Source organism: Pseudophaeobacter sp. A-200-2, from assembly GCF_041008815.1.
Lineage (GTDB): Bacteria > Pseudomonadota > Alphaproteobacteria > Rhodobacterales > Rhodobacteraceae > Phycobacter > Phycobacter gallaeciensis_A.
Genome location: NZ_JAXGFU010000010.1, coordinates 39,688 through 57,161, shown reverse-complemented (window position 1 = coordinate 57,161; position 17,474 = coordinate 39,688). Strand labels below are relative to the sequence as shown.

21 protein-coding genes are annotated in these 17,474 nt (G+C 61.3%); 16 read left to right on the top strand and 5 right to left on the bottom strand.

Going from position 1 to position 17,474, the window contains the following annotated elements:
• Positions 1-205: 205 nt before the first annotated feature.
• The gene (locus SM766_RS15775) at positions 206-745 is read left to right on the top strand and encodes a prolyl-tRNA synthetase associated domain-containing protein (RefSeq protein WP_274839984.1); all 540 of its coding nucleotides are present in this window, start codon (positions 206-208) and stop codon (positions 743-745) included.
• 49 nt (positions 746-794) lie between these two features.
• A complete protein-coding gene (gene rpiB, locus SM766_RS15770; RefSeq protein ID WP_368948399.1) occupies positions 795-1,244 on the top strand; it encodes a ribose 5-phosphate isomerase B in 450 nt (149 codons plus the stop codon).
• Positions 1,245-1,342: 98 nt separating this feature from the next.
• On the opposite strand, the gene SM766_RS15765 is transcribed toward rpiB, so the two are convergent.
• Complete coding sequence (locus tag SM766_RS15765) at positions 1,343-1,924, bottom strand: FMN-dependent NADH-azoreductase (protein ID WP_065271562.1); 582 nt, start codon at positions 1,922-1,924, stop codon at positions 1,343-1,345.
• 130 nt (positions 1,925-2,054) lie between these two features.
• Between SM766_RS15765 and SM766_RS15760 the strand changes: the two genes are divergently transcribed.
• Positions 2,055-2,933 (top strand): LysR family transcriptional regulator, encoded by an 879-nt coding sequence (locus tag SM766_RS15760; protein WP_368948398.1) that lies wholly within the window; start codon positions 2,055-2,057, stop codon positions 2,931-2,933.
• Positions 2,921-3,832 carry a DMT family transporter gene (locus tag SM766_RS15755; protein ID WP_368948397.1) on the top strand — a complete coding sequence of 304 codons (912 nt, stop codon included), beginning with the start codon at positions 2,921-2,923 and terminating at the stop codon, positions 3,830-3,832. The genes SM766_RS15760 and SM766_RS15755 overlap by 13 nt, the downstream gene beginning before the upstream one ends.
• Positions 3,833-3,850: 18 nt before the next feature.
• Here the strand turns inward: SM766_RS15755 and SM766_RS15750 are convergent, their stop codons facing one another.
• Complete coding sequence (locus tag SM766_RS15750) at positions 3,851-4,195, bottom strand: ArsR/SmtB family transcription factor (RefSeq protein WP_368948396.1); 345 nt, start codon at positions 4,193-4,195, stop codon at positions 3,851-3,853.
• Positions 4,196-4,254: 59 nt separating this feature from the next.
• Positions 4,255-5,046 carry a sulfite exporter TauE/SafE family protein gene (locus SM766_RS15745; protein WP_368948395.1) on the bottom strand — a complete coding sequence of 264 codons (792 nt, stop codon included), beginning with the start codon at positions 5,044-5,046 and terminating at the stop codon, positions 4,255-4,257.
• A gap of 275 nt (positions 5,047-5,321) precedes the next feature.
• On the opposite strand from SM766_RS15745, the gene SM766_RS15740 reads away from it, so the two are divergent.
• From SM766_RS15740 to SM766_RS15710, 7 genes are all read left to right on the top strand, one after another.
• A complete protein-coding gene (locus tag SM766_RS15740) occupies positions 5,322-5,666 on the top strand; it encodes an AtpZ/AtpI family protein (RefSeq protein ID WP_368948394.1) in 345 nt (114 codons plus the stop codon).
• A gap of 40 nt (positions 5,667-5,706) precedes the next feature.
• Positions 5,707-6,510 carry a F0F1 ATP synthase subunit A gene (locus SM766_RS15735; protein WP_347509732.1) on the top strand — a complete coding sequence of 268 codons (804 nt, stop codon included), beginning with the start codon at positions 5,707-5,709 and terminating at the stop codon, positions 6,508-6,510.
• Between the two features lie 83 nt (positions 6,511-6,593).
• Positions 6,594-6,830 (top strand): F0F1 ATP synthase subunit C, encoded by a 237-nt coding sequence (locus SM766_RS15730; protein ID WP_008205040.1) that lies wholly within the window; start codon positions 6,594-6,596, stop codon positions 6,828-6,830.
• An 85-nt stretch (positions 6,831-6,915) separates the two neighbouring features.
• Complete coding sequence (locus SM766_RS15725) at positions 6,916-7,464, top strand: F0F1 ATP synthase subunit B' (RefSeq protein ID WP_274833337.1); 549 nt, start codon at positions 6,916-6,918, stop codon at positions 7,462-7,464.
• Between the two features lie 4 nt (positions 7,465-7,468).
• The gene (locus SM766_RS15720) at positions 7,469-8,029 is read left to right on the top strand and encodes a F0F1 ATP synthase subunit B (protein WP_065271557.1); all 561 of its coding nucleotides are present in this window, start codon (positions 7,469-7,471) and stop codon (positions 8,027-8,029) included.
• A 211-nt stretch (positions 8,030-8,240) separates the two neighbouring features.
• Positions 8,241-8,447, top strand: coding sequence for a hypothetical protein (locus SM766_RS15715; RefSeq protein ID WP_065271556.1), 207 nt, complete (start codon positions 8,241-8,243; stop codon positions 8,445-8,447).
• A 191-nt stretch (positions 8,448-8,638) separates the two neighbouring features.
• Positions 8,639-9,013: a CZB domain-containing protein gene (locus SM766_RS15710; protein ID WP_274830310.1), complete on the top strand. Its 375-nt coding sequence runs from the start codon at positions 8,639-8,641 to the stop codon at positions 9,011-9,013.
• A gap of 54 nt (positions 9,014-9,067) precedes the next feature.
• Here SM766_RS15710 and SM766_RS15705 read toward each other — a convergent pair whose 3' ends face one another.
• Positions 9,068-9,838: a FadR/GntR family transcriptional regulator gene (locus SM766_RS15705; RefSeq protein ID WP_065271554.1), complete on the bottom strand. Its 771-nt coding sequence runs from the start codon at positions 9,836-9,838 to the stop codon at positions 9,068-9,070.
• A gap of 205 nt (positions 9,839-10,043) precedes the next feature.
• On the opposite strand from SM766_RS15705, the gene SM766_RS15700 reads away from it, so the two are divergent.
• The 5 genes from SM766_RS15700 (at position 10,044) to SM766_RS15680 (ending at position 16,299) form a co-directional block, all read left to right on the top strand.
• Positions 10,044-11,303: an aminotransferase-like domain-containing protein gene (locus SM766_RS15700; RefSeq protein WP_368948393.1), complete on the top strand. Its 1,260-nt coding sequence runs from the start codon at positions 10,044-10,046 to the stop codon at positions 11,301-11,303.
• A gap of 51 nt (positions 11,304-11,354) precedes the next feature.
• Complete coding sequence (locus SM766_RS15695; protein ID WP_368948392.1) at positions 11,355-11,642, top strand: hypothetical protein; 288 nt, start codon at positions 11,355-11,357, stop codon at positions 11,640-11,642.
• Positions 11,643-11,808: 166 nt separating this feature from the next.
• The gene (locus SM766_RS15690) at positions 11,809-15,264 is read left to right on the top strand and encodes a chromosome segregation SMC family protein (RefSeq protein WP_368948391.1); all 3,456 of its coding nucleotides are present in this window, start codon (positions 11,809-11,811) and stop codon (positions 15,262-15,264) included.
• A 105-nt stretch (positions 15,265-15,369) separates the two neighbouring features.
• Entirely contained in the window at positions 15,370-15,843 is a 474-nt protein-coding gene (locus SM766_RS15685; protein ID WP_368948390.1) for a YbjN domain-containing protein, read from the top strand.
• 78 nt (positions 15,844-15,921) lie between these two features.
• A complete protein-coding gene (locus SM766_RS15680) occupies positions 15,922-16,299 on the top strand; it encodes a hypothetical protein (RefSeq protein WP_065271549.1) in 378 nt (125 codons plus the stop codon).
• On the opposite strand, the gene SM766_RS15675 is transcribed toward SM766_RS15680, so the two are convergent.
• Positions 16,296-17,465, bottom strand: coding sequence for a lytic murein transglycosylase (locus SM766_RS15675; protein WP_368948389.1), 1,170 nt, complete (start codon positions 17,463-17,465; stop codon positions 16,296-16,298). The genes SM766_RS15680 and SM766_RS15675 overlap by 4 nt on opposite strands.
• Positions 17,466-17,474: the final 9 nt, after the last annotated feature.

Sequence of the window (17,474 nt, the reverse complement as noted above, 5' to 3'; positions counted from 1 at the left end):
CCGGCAAATTCACGGGGACCGGAAGACTCGGGCGATCTTCCGGAAAGTTGGCTGTCGATACGCCGGATGGGGGCAGGAGTCAACCGCGCGGACCAGAGCAGACCGGTGCAGAGCGCGCCTGCGATGGGGCCGCATTGTGCCTGCGGCCGATTTGCGGCAATAGAGGGGCCAACTGGACAGTTCAGATAGAGCGGAATGCGAGCCTATGGAAGCGAAAGTGGACGCCACAGTCGATCAACATGATGACATGCCTGTTTCCTCGGACGCGCTCTTGGCGCGGCTGGAGGATTGGGGGCTGACCTACAGGCTGCATGAACATGTGCCGCTCCGGACCGTGGAAGAGGCCAAAACGGTCGAGGCCGACATGGCCGAGCCGGGTGTCTCGGCGCTGAAGATCAAGAACCTCTATTTGCGTGACCGCAAGAAGCGGAATTATCTGATCTCGGTCGAGCAGGACCGCGAGGTTGACCTCAAGGCACTGGGCAAGGAGATCGGCGCGCCCGGGCTCAGCTTTGGATCGGCAGACCGGTTGATGGAGCATCTGGGCATCCGGCCCGGCGCTGTCAGCCCGCTGGCGATGATCACCGGCGTCGAAAAGAATGTGACATTCTATCTGGATCGCGCCGCGCAGGACGTGGATGTGATCAACATGCATCCGCTGGTCAACGACCGCACCGTGGTCATGCCGCGCGGCGATCTTCTGGCATTCTTCGACCGCATCGGGGTTGCGGTAAACTGGATCTGAGGCACAGCCGCCGTCTGATCCGCAACATCATCAAGGGAACACCTTCATCATGGCAGACACCAAACGTATCGTTCTTTCCAGCGATCATGCCGCGATCGACATGCGGCAGGCCATCGCCAAGCATATCGAGGCACAGGGCTGGGAGGTGGTTGACATCGGCCCGACCTCGCCGGAAAGCACCCATTACCCCAAGCACGGCGAAGCAGCGGCGCAGAAAGTGGCTTCGGGCGATTGCGACCTGGGCATCATCCTGTGTGGCACCGGGCAGGGCATCATGATGGCCGCGAACAAAGTCAAAGGCATCCGCTGCGGCGTTTGCTCTGACCCGTTTTCGGCCCGGATGATCCGCGAACACAACGATGCCAATATCCTGTCGATCGGTGCCCGCGTGGTGGGTGAAGGTCTGGCGCTGGAGATCGCTGACGCTTTTCTGTCTGCCGAATTCGAAGGTGGCCGCCACGCAACACGCGTCGACATGATCAAAGAGATCGAGGCCTGATCGCCCGGCCTGTTGCCATTCAGGCAGCATTTTAAACGCAAAGAGCCCCCGATGCGAGGGCTCTTTTGTTTTTTGTGTGTCCCGAGAAGGGCCGGGGATCAGGCCGCCAGCGACTCGATCTGGGTGTTGGCGCGCGCCAGGGCTGCATCCGCATCGACGGCCAGCGTGTCAGCTGCCACGATTTCGACGTCGGTGATGCCCATGAAGCCCAGCATGTAGCGCAGGTACCCGGAGGCAAAGTCGATGGAGGAGCCGATTTCGGTGCCGCCGGAGGCGAGGGCGATGATCGCGCGCTTGCCCTCCAGCAGGCCAACCGGGCCTTGATCGGTGTATTTGAAGGTCACGCCGACGCGGGCAACCAGATCGATCCAGGCCTTGAGGCTGGAAGCAACGGCAAAGTTGTAGATCGGCGCGCCGATGACCAATGTGTCAGCGGCTTTCAGTTCTTCCACCAAGGCATCGGACTGGGCCAGAAGCTGTTTCTGCTCGTCGCTGCGCTGATCGGCCGGGGTGAAGTTGGCATTGATCCAGTCCTCGCTCAGCATCGGCAGCGGCGTGGCCAGATCGCGGCGGACAACTGTGTCTGCTGCCAGGCGGTCAACGATCTTGGCGCTGAGGTCACGGGACACCGAACCTTCGCGGCGGGCCGAGGAGTCGATATGCAATACGGTCTTGGTCATTGTCTTTTTCCTGTTCACGAGTGAAGCTCTGCTATTGAGATGTACGATTGCAAAACTGAACACAATCGCTGATAAATCACAGCTCGTGTGCGTGCGTGCGCAACTGGGTAATTTGCAGACGGAGACCGGAATGGAAAACTGGGATGAGGTGCGTACGGCCTATCAGGTGGCTCGCATGGGAACGGTCAGCGGCGCGGCAGAGGTTCTGGGGGTCCACCACGCCACGGTCATCCGCCATATCGACGCAATCGAAGCCCGGATGGGGGTGAAACTGTTCCAGCGTCACGCGCGCGGCTATACCCCGACCGAAGCGGGGCAGGATCTGCTGCGGGTGGCGCAGACCACGGATGATCAGTTCAGCCAGCTGGCCGGGCGGCTCAAAGGGCAGGGGGATGAAGTCACGGGTGAACTGGTGGTGACTTCTCTGTCGTCCCTGTCGCATCTTCTGGTGCCGGTGCTGACCGAGTTCCAGCAGATGCATCCTGGATTGATCATCCGCTATCTGACCGGTGAGCGCCTGTTTCGGCTGGAGTACGGTGAGGCGCATGTGGCGCTGCGGGCAGGCAATGCCCCCGATCAGCCCGACAACGTGGTACAACCCTTCCTGAGCCAGCGAGTGGGGCTGTTCGCCACCCAAAGTTACGTGGATAAGCACGGCATGCTGAAAGGTGTCGAGGATCTGCCGAACCACCGTTTCGTCGGCAGCGACAACGCAGACAGCCGGGCGCCCTTTAACAGGTGGCTGCGGGATCACACGACGCCCGAGACGATCATGTTCCGCTGCACGGACGGTGTCGCGATGCAGGAGGCCATTCTGGCCGATGCCGGGATCGGTTTCATGTCCCTGTGGGAAGCCGCCCGGCACAGCAATCTGGTGCCGATGATGGAGCCGTTGAAGGAGTGGGAAGGCAGCCTGTGGCTGGTCACCCATGTCGACCTGCACCGCACCAACAAGGTGCAGAGCTTCCTGAAGTTCCTGAAGGAAAGGTCGAAAGAATGGGTGGCCTGACCCCGGCGCTGCGCGGCCACATCGCCATGCTTTTGTTTTCGGCTCTGGTGGCGGGGTCTTTCTCGCTCGGGGTCATGGTTGCCAATGAAATCGCCCCGGCGGCGCTCAATGCGGCGCGGTTTGCCCTTGCGGCGGTGCTGATCGGCGCTGTGGCGCTCGGCACACGGAAGTTCCGCGCCAGCCATTTTCGCGCTCCCTGGCGGTTTCTGGTGCTGGGCGGACTGTTCGCGGCCTATTTTGTGCTGATGTTCTATGGGCTGAAGACAGCGGATCCGGTCAGCGCCTCAGCGGTCTTTACCCTGACCCCGGTGATGAGCGGGGTCTTCGGCTGGATCCTGCTGCGGCAGGTGACAACGCCGCGTATGGCGCTGGCGCTGGCCATCGGAGCCACTGGCGCGCTCTGGGTCATCTTCCGCGCCGACTGGTCCGCCTTTACCGCCTTTGAGATCGGGCAGGGCGAAATGATCTATTTCATCGGCTGTGTTTCCCACGCGATCTATACCCCTATGGTGCGCAAGCTGAACCGCGGTGAACCTGCGGTTGTCTTCACCTTCGGGATGCTGATCGCTGGCGGGGTGATCCTGACCGTCTTTGGCTGGAACGACATCCGCAGCACGGACTGGCTGAACTTGCCGGGCATCGTCTGGATCGGCTTGTTCTATCTTGCGATCTTTGCCAGCGCAACGACCTTTGTGCTGCTCCAATATGCGACCCTGCACCTGCCCTCGGCCAAGGTCATGGCCTATACCTATCTGACGCCCAGTTGGGTGATTGTCTGGGAAATCGCGTTGGGCCGCCCGGTGCCATCGGGGTTGCTGCTGGTAGGGATCGCGCTGACGGTCATCGCGCTGGTGCTGCTGCTGGAAAATGACGCGAAACCGGCCCGCGCCCCGACCTGAGCGGCGGGCCCGATGGGGTTATTCGCTGGCCTCTGCCGTGTCGCTGCCGAGTTCGGTGGCGAGAAACCGTTCAAAAGCATCAAGGTTCACCGGCTCGAACTGGCCAAACCCCTGCATCCAGACCGAGGCGCTGCGCAGGGCGTCCGGTTGCAGCTTGCACCATTTCACCCGGCCGCGTTTTTCCTGCGCGATGAGCCCGGCCCGGGTCAGGATGGTCAAATGCTTGGAAATCGCCGCCAGCGACATCTCGAACGGGTCGGCCACATCGGTGACGGCCATGTCGTCTTCGAGCAACATGGTCAGGATCGCCCGCCGGGTGGGATCGGCGAGAGCGGCAAAGACGGTATCGAGATCACTAGACATCTTCGCGCACAGTATTCTGCGCCGTCAGCAAAGGGAAGCATCGATGAGATGGCTCTGGGCTACAGGCTTTGCGCGACAATCAGCCCGCCAGAGATCAACAAGAGAAGCAGAACCGCTCTGCGAAAACCCGCGTCGCTTATGCCTTTGAAGGCCCTGACACCGACAAACGCGCCGGTCAGTGTAAAGGGGGCTGAGATTGCAGCGAAGAACATCAGCTCTTGGTCCAGCTTTCCGATTATCAGCATGGCGCCAGCGGCAAATGCCAATACCAACAGATTGAACGGTTGATAGCGTTCCCGTTGTTCGTTGGTGCTAAAGCCTCTGAGCTGCAGCCAGACCAGCGGTGCGACACCCGACAGCCCGGCAAAGCCGCCCATGATGCCACCGGCCAGTCCGACAAACCGATCCGCGTGTCCTTCCGCCCGGGCTTTGGTGCGTTTTTGGGGCCAGCCTGCAAATTGCAGCAGCGCGTAGGCAACCAAAAAGCAACCGACCGCAGATTTGACAAGGACCGGGTCAAGCAGGGCCAGCATGGCCGCGCCTATGGGAACGCCAAGAATGCCACCTGAGATCAAATAGCTGCTCTTGCGCCAGTTCAACTCGGCCGACAGGCCAAGCAGGCCGACAAGCTGCGCCGCCAATGCGGACACGATGATGAGCGGCGGCACGATATGGGGCGGCAGGACAAGGAACCAAAAACCTGACGCGACAAGCGCGGTACCGAACCCGGCGAAGCCATTGATAAAACCGGCCGTCAGCGCGCCAGAGGCCAGTGCCGCGAAGATTTGAACGTCTATGCTGCTCTCCTGAATTAATCTCCACACACTCGGTCCTGTCGCGGGGAGACGCAAGAGTGAACATCGGCTGTCAGCATAAGGGGACGGGGGAAGTTGGCACTTCGGATGTGGGCTGCGCTTAGGCGCTGTTTTCTTACTTAACCGAAAAGTTGAATAAGGGTTTTTGCCCGGAATCGACGTATCTGGCCCCATGTTCGACAAATCCGGTGAAGGTAATGGTTTAAAATATTTCTTAATATCAGTGTATTAGGCCGCTTGTCGCAGCCCTATCTGGGCAATTGACTCTGAGCGCCGCACCCCTTAGCACCCTCTTCAGAATTCACGTGAGGATGGCGCCCGTGACAGATGACGACCAAAAGCAGCGCATGGCGCAGCTGGAGGCAAAGCTGGCGGAGGCGCGTAAGGCCCAAGAGCCCAAGCCGCGCGTGGATGAACACTACTCTCTGGCCAATCAGGCCTGGCGGATGGTGATCGAATTGGTAGCCGGTCTCGGGATCGGCTTTGGCATCGGATACGGGCTGGACCACCTGTTTGGAACCCTGCCCACCTTCATGGTGCTGTTCATAATGCTGGGGCTTGCCGCCGGGGTGAAGACGATGCTTCGCACGGCGCAGGAGATCCAGAACGAGAAACTGGCCGAAGAGGCCGACAAAAATGCGCAAGACCGGGGCTGACCCTAAGGGGGAAGGCACTGGCGACAGGAGACACGGACAGATGGGCAAGATTTTCTTTTACGCGGCACTGGTGCTGGCCCTTGTAGCAGGGGTTGTGTTTGCACCCGAGCATGCCGCCCTGGCGATCCACCCGATGGATCAGTTCATCGTGACCCCGCTGTTCGGCGGTGACCACATTTCCTGGTACACCCCCACCAACGTGACCCTCTGGATGGGCCTCGCGGTTGTTGCAGTCTTCGCGCTGCTGGTTCTGGGCTCTTCGCGCCGCGCCATCGTGCCGAGCCGTGCCCAGTCGGTTGCGGAACTGGCCTACGGCTTCATCTACAAGATGGTTGAAGACGTTGCAGGCAAGGACGGTGTGAAGTTCTTCCCCTACATCATGACCCTGTTCATGTTCATCGTGATGGCGAACTTCCTGGGTCTGCTGCCGATGTCCTTTACCACCACCTCGCACATCGCCGTGACCGCGGTTCTGGCTGCGCTGGTGTTCTTCACCGTGACCATCGTCGGTTTCGTCAAGAACGGCGCCGGTTTCCTGGGCCTGTTCTGGGTGTCGAGCGCGCCGCTGCCGCTGCGCCCCATCCTGGCTATCATCGAACTTATTTCCTACTTCGTGCGCCCCGTCAGCCACTCCATTCGTCTTGCGGGTAACGTCATGGCTGGCCACGCGGTTCTGAAGGTGTTCGCAGGTTTTGCCGCTGCTCTGGGCGCATTCAGCTTCCTGCCGATCTTTGCCATCACCGCAGTTTACGCTCTCGAAGTTCTTGTGGCCTTCATCCAGGCCTACGTCTTTACCATCCTGACTTGCGTGTACCTCAAGGACGCACTGCACCCGAGCCACTAAGGCAGGATCGTTCCCTCATCCGGGTGAGCTGTCCGGCTCACCCGAGACCCTAAATCACCAATTCCATCGTAAGGAGAAAACCCATGGAAGGCGATATCGCACAACTCGGTCAGTTCATCGGCGCAGGCCTGGCAGCAATCGGTTCCGGCGCAGCCGCAATCGGTGTGGGCCACGTAGCCGGCAACTTCCTGGCAGGCGCTCTGCGCAACCCGTCGGCAGCCGCCGGCCAGACCGCAACTCTCTTCATCGGCATCGCCTTTGCAGAAGCTCTGGGCATCTTCTCGTTCCTGGTCGCTCTGCTGCTGATGTTCGCTGTCTAAGACCTCAGGAACCTCAATCCTTACGGCCGGGCAGTGCGGATCATCGCGCTGCCCGGTGTAACGGCAAGTTCCCAAGGAGAACGACATGGCATCAAATACGCAAGAGGCAGCACACGGCGCGGCGGACGCAGCGCACGGGTCTGCACCGGGCATGCCGCAACTGGATTTCTCGACCTTCGGAAACCAGATCTTCTGGCTCGCCGTTGCGCTGGTCGTGATCTACCTCATTCTGTCGCGCGTGGCTCTGCCCCGCATTGCGGCGGTACTGGCGGAACGCCAGGGAACGATCACCAATGACCTCGCCGCGGCTGAAGATCTGAAAGCCAAAGCGGTCGAGGCCGAAAACGCATATAACAAGGCTCTGGCCGACGCACGCGCCGAGGCGCAGCGTATCGCCGCCGAGACCCGCGCGGAAATTCAGGCCGATCTGAACGATGCAATCGCCAAGGCGGATGCACAGATCGCCGATAAGGCCGCCGAGTCCGAAAAGGCCATCGCAGAGATCAAAGCCGGCGCGCTGGAAAGCGTGAAGGTTGTGGCGACCGACACCGCAGAGGCGCTGGTTGCAGCACTGGGCGGCAAGGCGGACGCGAAAGCGGTATCGGCTGCGGTCGATGAACGGATGAAAGGATAAGGACATGCGCACAGTTCTGGCAATTGCCCTGACCCTTGGCGCCACTTCCCCGGCCTTTGCCGCAAGTGGTCCGTTCCTGTCCATGAGCAACACCAACTTTGTTGTTCTGATCGCCTTCCTTCTGTTCGTCGGCATTCTGCTGTTCGTGAAGGTGCCGAGCCTGCTGGGCAGCCAGCTAGATTCGCGCGCCGAAGGTATCCAGAAAGAGCTGGACGAAGCCCGCGCCCTGCGGGAAGAAGCCCAGACCATCCTGGCCTCCTACGAGCGTAAGCAGCAGGAAGTCCAGGCGCAGGCCGACCGCATCGTTGCGGCCGCCCGCGAGGACGCCGTCAAAGCCGCAGATGAAGCAAAATCCGATCTGGAAACCTCGATTGCACGCCGTCTGGCTGCAGCCGAAGAGCAGATCGCTTCTGCCGAAGCATCGGCTGTGAAGGAAGTGCGTGATCAGGCCATTTCCATCGCGGTTGCAGCTGCGGATCAGGTTATCGCCAAGCAGATGACTGCAACCGAGGCGAACAAGCTGATCGACGCGGCCATCGCGGATGTGGACGCCAAACTGCACTGATCCACAGTCAGTTTAAAACTTTAGAAAACCCGGGCGCTAACGCCCGGGTTTTTGCGTTTCCGGGGTCTTCTGCGGGCGGGGACCGTTTCCCATCCTTTTGGATAGGAGGGCTAACCCGTCAGCATCGCGGACTGTTCTCCTGCCGTGCTGCGGCGCCCAGGCCTGTCGGGTATGGTGGATTGAGCAACGTTCAATGGAACCGGAGGACGCTATGACGCCGCAGCAAAGCCGCCTGAAGACATTTCACCCGATGGGACCGTCGGGTGCGTTTGAACCGCTGGCAATCGCCGTGGCGCTGGAAACCGCAGGTGCAAGCATCATCGACACGCAATGCCTTGGTGCCTTGGGACCGGTTCGCAAACGGCTGGCAGAGACCGATCCGTCGCGTGGCTTCCTGATGGATTTTGCAGCCGCCTGAAGAAGATTAAAACGGGTTGCAACGCGCCCCTTCTCCCGCCCGGATGGACGTCCCTGTGCTCTCTCCACAGGCGGCGCCACCGGGCCGGTAGTATTTCACGGATCAGCAGCCCGGCGGCGTTAACCATCATTTACGTATGCTCGGTTATGGTTTTATGGTTGTTATGAGTAGCAGTTTTGAAAGGTGTCCGGATGGACAAGGTAGATCTGGACCGGCAGATTAAAGACGCGGTCGGCGCGCATGGATGCTGGAAACTACAGCTGAAAGAGGCCGTTGCGACCGGCAAGCTGCCTTGGTCCGCAGAGCAGATTTCCCAAGACGACCAATGCACTTTTGGAAAATGGCTGGTAAAGCTGCGCCAGGATCCCGAAATCGGTGACTCTCCGTACTTTCAGGCTGTAGCGCAGGCGCATAGTCGTTTTCATCAGGCGGCGGGCCATATCGCGACCTGTGTGGAAAAGAACCGGCGTGATGCGGCGGCAGAGCTGCTGAGCAGTGGCGATTTTCAGAAGATCGCGGATCGACTTGGCAAGGCGATCATCGACTGGCGGAAAAGCTTGCACTAGGCAGCAGATAACTGCGCCACGTGGGCGCAGTCGTCCAAAGTCCGCCCGTCTGGGTCAGGATTTGCTTTTTTCGTGTTCCAGCCGCTGCCGGGCAACATCGGCGTTCCGCTCGGCGCGCTGGTGGTCCATCAGGGCCTGTTTCACATAATCCAGATGCCGTTCCACGGCTGCGCGCGCTGCCGCGGGATCACGCGCCTGCAGTGCGGCATTGATGGCTTCGTGCTGCTCCAGGATCGCCTCATACGAGGTATACTGCTGAAACATGACCTTGCGATTGTAGAACACCCCTTCGCGCAGAAGATCGATCATCGACCGCATCATATGCAGCATCACCACGTTGTGGCTGGCATCCATGATCGCGGAATGAAACTGCGCATCCAGCTTTGCAGCTTCTTCGGATTCGGCGGGGTTTCCAGCGGCTTTCATCTTGTCAAAGATGGTCTGGATTACTTTCAGATCATCGTCTGACCCCAGCCGCGCTGCACGTTCGGCGGCCAGACCTTCCATGTCGCGGCGGAAGGACAGGTAATCGAACAGCGCCTCATCATGGCTGGAAAACAGCTGCACCAGCGCGGGGGAAAAGGCCGAGCCCAGAACATCGCCGACAAATACACCTGATCCCGCTTTCGAGGTCAGAAGCCCGCGTTCCTGCAGCTCGCCGATGGCTTCGCGCAGCGAGGGGCGTGATACGCCCAGACGTTCCGCTAGTTCCCGCTCGGCCGGCAGGCGCTCACCAGGCGACAGGATACCTCGCAGAATCAACTGCTCGATCTGGCGCACGACCGAGGTCGAGAGTTTTTCCGGCTGAACTTTCTGAAACGGCATCGGAGCCTCGGGATCTGTGTATTGCAGGACGGGAGTGGTTTTCCCGAATTGGTCAAATCATATGACCGCATCTCAGGCAAGACCGCAAGTCATGCGCAAGATCCGTAAAAGCGCGATCACCTTTTTGAAATAAAAGGTCAGCTATATTGACTTACCTGCAAGAAAGATTGCCAATCGCCCAAAGGCGTGCAGTCAGGAGGGTCTCATGCAGCTGAAAGACATATTTGCCAGTCGTGCGATGCGGATGAAGGCGTCGGAAATCCGCGAGTTGCTGAAACTTCTGGATCAGCCGGGCATTCTGTCCTTTGCAGGTGGCATTCCCGACCCGGACCTGTTCCCGGCCGAGGCTTTTGCCGAAGCGTTCCAAGGGGCCTTGTCCGGCGGACAGCAAGCACAGTCCCTGCAATATTCGGTCAGCGAAGGGTACCTGCCGCTGAAAGAATGGATCGTTGGCCAGATGGCGCGCATGGGCGTTGACTGTGATCCGGACAACATCCTGATCACCTCAGGCTCGCAGCAGGGGCTTGATTACCTTGGCAAACTGTTCCTGTCGCCAGGGGACACCGCGCTCGTGACGGCGCCGACCTATTTGGGGGCGCTGGCGGCCTTCAACGCCTACGAACCGCGCTATGATCAGCTGAACCTTTCCGGGAACCGCACGGCACAAAGCTATCGCGATGGCGCCGCACAGAATGGTGGGGCGGTCAAATTCGCCTATCTGTCAGCCGATTTTGCCAACCCAACCGGCGAGACCGTCGCTCAGGCCGACCGGGAACGTCTGCTGGATCTCGCCGAGGACCTGCAATGCGCCATCGTCGAAGACGGTGCCTATCAGGATCTGCGCTATGACGGCGATCCGGTGCCGCCCATTCTGGCGCTTGAGCAGGCGAAGAAGGGAACGCTGGACAACTGCCGCACAATCTACTGCGGTACCTTTTCCAAGACCCTGTCGCCAGGGCTTCGCGTTGGCTGGATCGTCGCGGCCCGGCCGGTGATTGCACAGATGGTGCTGATCAAACAGGCGGCAGATCTGCACTCGCCAACCCTGAACCAGATGGCGGTAAACACCGTCGCACGACAGCAGTTCGACAGCCATGTGGAAAAGGTCCGCGCCGCTTACAAGGCGCGCCGGGACGCCATGCTGCGCGCGCTGAAGCAGCACATGCCGCCGGGCGTGGATTGGACCCGCCCCGAAGGCGGGATGTTCATCTGGATTACTCTGCCTGCGGGGCTGGACGGGGCACTACTTCTGGCGCGCTCGCTGGACAGCGTGAAGGTGGCCTTTGTGCCCGGTCAGGCCTTTTTTGCCGATGGCGGTGGCCCCAACACGATCCGGCTCAGCTACTCGGTGCTGGATGAGGCGGCGATCGAAGAGGGGATTGCTCGTCTAGCCCGTCTGATCGCAGAGACTCTGGCAGAGCAGGACGCTGTGTCGCCTCGGCAGGTCAGCGCAGAGGTGGTATAGTTCCCCCTGAGCCTCTCCTATCGATGGGGAGGAAACAACCGCGAGGCAGCCATGCGTGTGCTGAGTCTTCTGTGCATTCTGTTGGTGGCAGGCTGTGATGCCCCGAGTGCGCATTTCCGGGGCATTCCGCCTGCGCGGATTACGGTCGAGGGCAGCACCTTTGATATCCGCCAGCGCGGAACTCTGGTCGAGGCGGTGCGCATCAACCCGCAATATGCGCCCCGGCTGGGACCACTGCGGCACCGGGCCAGACGGGCAATGGCGGCCTCTACCGGCTGCCGTGTCCTCTGGGTCAGCGGTGATCAGGCGGTGCTTGTCGGGCGTTTGTCCTGCCCGTAAAAGGCCAGTTCCGGCAATTTTTCCCGCTGAGGCTGTATTTCTCGGGGTTATCCACAAGATATAGTGTCCAAAGCAGGCAGGCTTGCCCGATTTGGGGGCTGTAGCGTTGACTCAAGACCCGCGAACCTGCTGAGGTTCACTATCATGGAATCACTCAGGGGCAGCTTTGCGCTTTTCCAAACTCAGGCTCAACGGCTTCAAAAGCTTTGTCGATCCGACCGATCTGATCATCGCGGATGGGCTGACCGGCGTTGTCGGGCCGAATGGTTGTGGCAAGTCGAACCTTTTGGAAGCGCTGCGCTGGGTGATGGGTGAAACCCGCGCCCGGGCCATGCGTGGCGGCGGTATGGAGGACGTAATCTTTGCCGGGACGACCTCCCGTTCGGCGCGCAATTTCGCCGAGGTCAGCCTGCAGATCGACAACAGCGACCGGCTGGCACCCTCGGGGTTCAACGACAGCGATCAGCTGGAAATCGTGCGCCGGATCACCCGCGATGTGGGCAGCGCCTATAAATCCAACGGCAAGGATGTGCGCGCGCGGGACGTGCAGATGCTGTTTGCCGATGCCTCGACCGGGGCGCATTCGCCTGCGCTGGTGCGGCAGGGGCAGATTTCCGAACTGATCAATGCCAAACCCAAGGCGCGCCGCCGTATTCTGGAAGAGGCGGCCGGCATCTCGGGCCTTTATCAGCGTCGCCACGAGGCAGAACTGAAGCTGAAGAATACCGAACAGAACCTGCTGCGCGTCGATGATGTGATCGAACAGCTGGCGGCGCAGCTTTCGCAGCTGGCGCGCCAGGCGAAACAGGCGCAGCGCTATCGTGATATCGGGGAGAAACTGCGCCTCGCCGAGGGCATGCTGCTGTACCGCCGCTGGCGTGAGGCAGACGACGCCCGCGCTGCAGCCGAGGAAGAGCTGAGTACCCGCGTCACCCAGGCGGCCAAGGCTGAGGCGCTGAGCCGCGCAGCGGGCGCCAAGCGGGCCGAGGATGAGGCCGCCCTGCCGCCCCTGCGCGAAGAGGAAGCCATCGCGGCGGCAATCCTGCAGCGGCTGATGGTGCAACGCGATGCGCTCAGCGATCAGGACGCGCAGGCGCGCCAGGCCATTGAGCGACTGACCTCCCGTATTCAGCAGCTCGGCAACGATATCGAGCGCGAGACCGGGCTGAACCGGGATGCGGGCGAAACAATCGAACGGCTGGATTGGGAACAGCGGGAACTGGCCAAGGCCAGCGAAGGCCACGAGGATCGTCTGGCCGAGGCCTCTGATCTGGCGCGCGATGCCGGGCAGATCCTTGAGGCCCGCGAGGACCACCTGTCGCAGGTGACCGAGGATGTGGCCCGTCTGGTGGCCCGTCACCAATCAGCGCGGCGTCTGGTCGAGGATTGCCAGCGTGCGCTGCAACGGGCCACGGACGAAGGCGAGAAATCCCGCGGCGCCCAGGCAGAGGCCGAAGAGGCACTGGAGCAAGCAACCGAACGGTTCGATGAGGCTGTCACTGCCGAGGAAGACGCCCGCGAGGCCGCAGAGGCCGCCGAAGAGGCACTCGCTGCTGCCGATGAAATGCGGGCGGACACGCAGGAACGCGAAACCGAGGCGCGCGCGCAGCGATCTGAGGCCGAGGGCGAGTTGGGCACCCTGCGGGCCGAGGTCACGGCACTGGCGAAACTGGTGGAACGGGACACCGCTGAAGGTGGCCAGATCCTGGATGAGCTGAGCGTGGCCCCGGGTTATGAAAAGGCGCTTGGCGCGGCGCTCGCCGATGATTTGCGCGCGCCGATGGCCGATGTGGACGGGCCGACCGGCTGGGTTACACTGGCGGGATATGATCGCGATGTGCCTTTGCCTGATGGGGTAGAGCCGCTGGCGAAATATGTGTCTGGCCCGGTAGCGCTGGGGCGGCGGATCGGACAGATCGGATTGGTAGATGGTGACACGGCCCGCGATCTGCAGTCGCAGCTGCAACCGGGGCAGCGTCTGGTAACGCTGGAGGGTGATCTGTGGCGCTGGGATGGCTATCGGTCCTGGGCCGAAGATGCGCCAAGCGCTGCCGCCCTGCGGCTGGAACAGCTGAACCGGCTAGAGGCTCTGAAACAGGATCTGGAACGCGTCGGTGCCCGCGCGGATGGCGCCCGCGCCGCCCATGATGCGCTGCTGCGCAAATTGGAAGAGGTGTCTCAGGCGGATCAGCTGGCTCGCCAGGCCCGCCGCGCCGCCGATCAACGCGTTGCCGATGCCGCCCGGGCGCTGAGCAGGGCGGAGGCTGACCGGAATATGGCCGAGGGCAAGCTGGAAACCCTGGGCATCGCGGTGACCCGGCATGAAGAAGACGCCATGGCCGCCCGCCTGCAATTGACAGATGCCGAGACCGCGCTGGCAGAACTCGGGGATCTGGAGCAGGCCCGCGCCATGGTCGAGGAGATCAAGCAGCAGGTGGAGGCGGCGCGGATCACCATGCTGACCCACCGCTCGGCCCATGATGAGCTGCGCCGCGAAGGCGAAGCACGTACCAAACGGGCTCAGCAGGTCACCAAGGACCTGTCGGGCTGGCGTCACCGGCTCGACACTGCCGAGCGCAGGATCGCTGAGTTGGCCGAACGGCGCGAGGCCTCTCAGGAAGAGCTGGAAGACGCCCACGCGGTACCCGCCGAGATTGCCGAAAAGCGTGAAGAGCTGAACGAGGCCATTGAAGAGGCCGAAGCACGCAAGGCAGCAGCGACCGATGCGCTGATCGCGGCAGAGGCGGTGCTGCGCGAGACGGTGCAGGCTGAACGCGATTGCGAGCGTCTGGCCTCCGAAGCGCGCGAGGCGCGGGCCAGATCCGAAGCCCGGTTCGAGGCAGCGCGGGAAACCGTGACCCATGCTGCGGAACGGATCGCAGAAGAGCAGAACTGCGCGCCGCAGGTACTGCTGGAACAGCTTGATACCGACCCTGATCAGATGCCCACGGCCGAGACGCTGGAGGCCGAGGTCTCCCGTCACAAGCGGCAGCGGGATGCGCTGGGTGCGGTAAACCTGCGGGCCGAGGAAGATGCCCGGGAGATCCAGACCGAACATGACGAGTTGGTGTCGGAAAAACAGGATCTGGAAGAGGCCGTGCGGACGCTGCGCAGCGGGATTGCCAGCCTCAACCGAGAAGGGCGCGAGCGGCTGCTGACCGCGTTTGAGCAGGTCAACGCCAGTTTCGCGATGCTCTTCACCCATCTGTTCGGCGGCGGTGAGGCCAACCTTGTGATGGTCGAAAGCGACGATCCGCTGGACGCCGGGCTGGAGATCATGTGCCAACCGCCGGGCAAGAAACTATCGACCCTGTCGTTGCTCTCCGGCGGTGAGCAGACACTGACGGCGATGGCGCTGATCTTTGCCGTCTTCCTGTCGAACCCGGCGCCGATCTGTGTGCTGGACGAGGTCGACGCGCCGCTGGATGATGCCAATGTGACCCGGTTCTGCGATCTTCTGGACGAGATGTGCCGCCAGACTGATACCCGGTTCCTGATCATCACCCACCACGCGGTCACCATGGCCCGCATGGACCGGCTGTTCGGGGTGACGATGCAGGAAAAAGGCGTCAGCCAGCTGGTTTCTGTCGATCTGAAAAAGGCAGAAGCGCTGGTCGCCTGATCCGTGGTCGCAGCAGTGCGGCTTTAGGTTGTGGCGCGGGCGACTTCCTTGTGTGGCCGAGACGTCCTGCTTAGGATCGGTACAAGTGTTTTTAGGAGACCTAGTATGTACCCTTCACGATGCCTCGCCATCCTCACGGCCGCTGCGCTGACTCTGCCCATTGCAGCACAGGCCGAACCCGTTTTTGCGACGGATGGCGATAGCCTTTACAGGTTCTTCGAAAATGAAGGGGCAGAGGTCGAAGCGACAACGGATAATGTCGGCGATCCCAAGCTGCGCGTGACTTATTACGGCAGTGATTTCTCAGTCTATTACTACGGCTGTGACAACAACACCGACTGCAACGCGGTCCAGTTCTTTTCCGGCTACCAGACCGAAGGATCGGTACGGCTGGCCAAGATCAACGAATGGAACACGGAGAACCGGTTTGCACGTGCCTATATCTCGGATGAAGGGTCGGCCCGCATCGAGATGGATATCTATCTGGGCCGGGACGGTGTCAGTGCTGATGACTTTGCCCAGCAGGTGTCACTCTGGGCACGGGCGATGAAAGACTTCGAAACCTTCATCAACTGGTAGGCACGCCCGCGGAACAGGTATTTTCGGCGTCACCGGATCGTGACCTGCGCCCGGCGGCTTTTGCGATATACTTGGGGCATGACACGTGTTTCCCTTATTGCCTGCTCTCTTGCCGCCGCCACGATCTGTCTTGGCGCAGGCCCGGCCGATGCGGAAGACTGGAACCTGAAACCCGCCGACCAGCCCTTTGCTCCGTCTGAGCTCGCGGCGCTGCCTGGGCAGGCCTTTGTGTTCTTTGATGACGGAGAGGCGCGGTTCGGCAAGGATGGTGCCTATTCCTATACCAACTCGGCCGCCAATGGCGGGGCCACCAGCTGGGGCAGCTACCGGATCGCACAAGATGGCAGCGTCTGTATCGACTATGTCGACGGGTTCTCGCGCTGCGATCTCTATGTGCACAGCCATGGCCGGGTGGTGCTGATCAACCAGGCTGGCGACAGGTTTCCTGTGCGTTAGAGCCGGTTTAGCAGGGCCGGTGTGGGCCAGGCGTCAGCGGGCAGGCCAAGGCGTTCTTGCTCTTTTTGTACCGCGATCCGGGTCTTGGCGCCCAGAATGCCGTCGATGTCTCCCACGTCGTGGCCGCGCGCCTGCAGTTTCTGTTGCAACTGTTTCATCCCGGCGCCGCTGAGGCCCTGATCGGGGCTTCCGGCGTCATAGATCGCCGCGCCTTCCAGCCGGGTGGCGAAATAGGCTGCGGTCATCACGTAGGTAAAGCTTTGGTTCCATTCGAAATAAACATCGAAATTGGGAAAGGCGAGGAAGGCAGGTCCCTTATGGCCCTGCGGGACGATCAGCGAGGCGCGCATGGCTGGATCGGGCAGGCGCCCTTCGCGGGGCACGACGCCCATCCGCTGCCAGTCCGCCACCGACAGCTTTTGCGCAGGTCCGGTGAGCGACAGGTCCAGACCCTTGGGCAGGGTTACCTCCTGAATCCAGGGCTGACCCGGCTGCCAGCCCAGATGCGATAGCATCTTGGCTCCCGACATCAGGGCATCCGGCGCCGAGGTTTTCAGGGTGACATGCCCGTCGCCATCGGCATCAACGCCATTGTCCAGAATATCGCGGGGCAGCATCTGTACCATGCCGATCTCTCCGGCCCAGGCGCCAGTGGTGCGGGCCGGGTCAAAATCGCCGTGCCGGAACAGCTCAAGCGCGGCAAAAATCTGCGGGCGGAATAATTCGGGACGGCGGCAGTCATGCGAAAGGGTAACCAGCGCATTGCGGGTGTTGAAATCGCCCTGAAAGGCGCCAAAGTCGGTTTCAAATGCCCAGAAGGCCAGAAGTACACCGCGGTTGATGCCGTAGGTGTTTTCGATGCGGCGGAAGGTGCTGTCATGCTTTTTCGACATGGCCCGGCCCCGGTCGATCCGGTTCTGGGAAATCAGTCGCCGCGAAAACTCGATAAAGGGTTTCTGAAACACACCCTGCGCCCGGTCTGCGCGCAGCACCTTGGGGTCCTGTTTGGTGCCTTTGAAGAACGCATTCACGGTGGCAGCATCGTAGCCCGCGGTCACCGCTTCCTGTTTCAGGCCCTGTACGAAGTCGGAAAAGCTGCCGCCACATTGGGCGAAGGTGCCGGTGGGCAGCATCGCGGCTGCCAGGGCCAGGATCAGTTTGCGCATGTCTTGGGC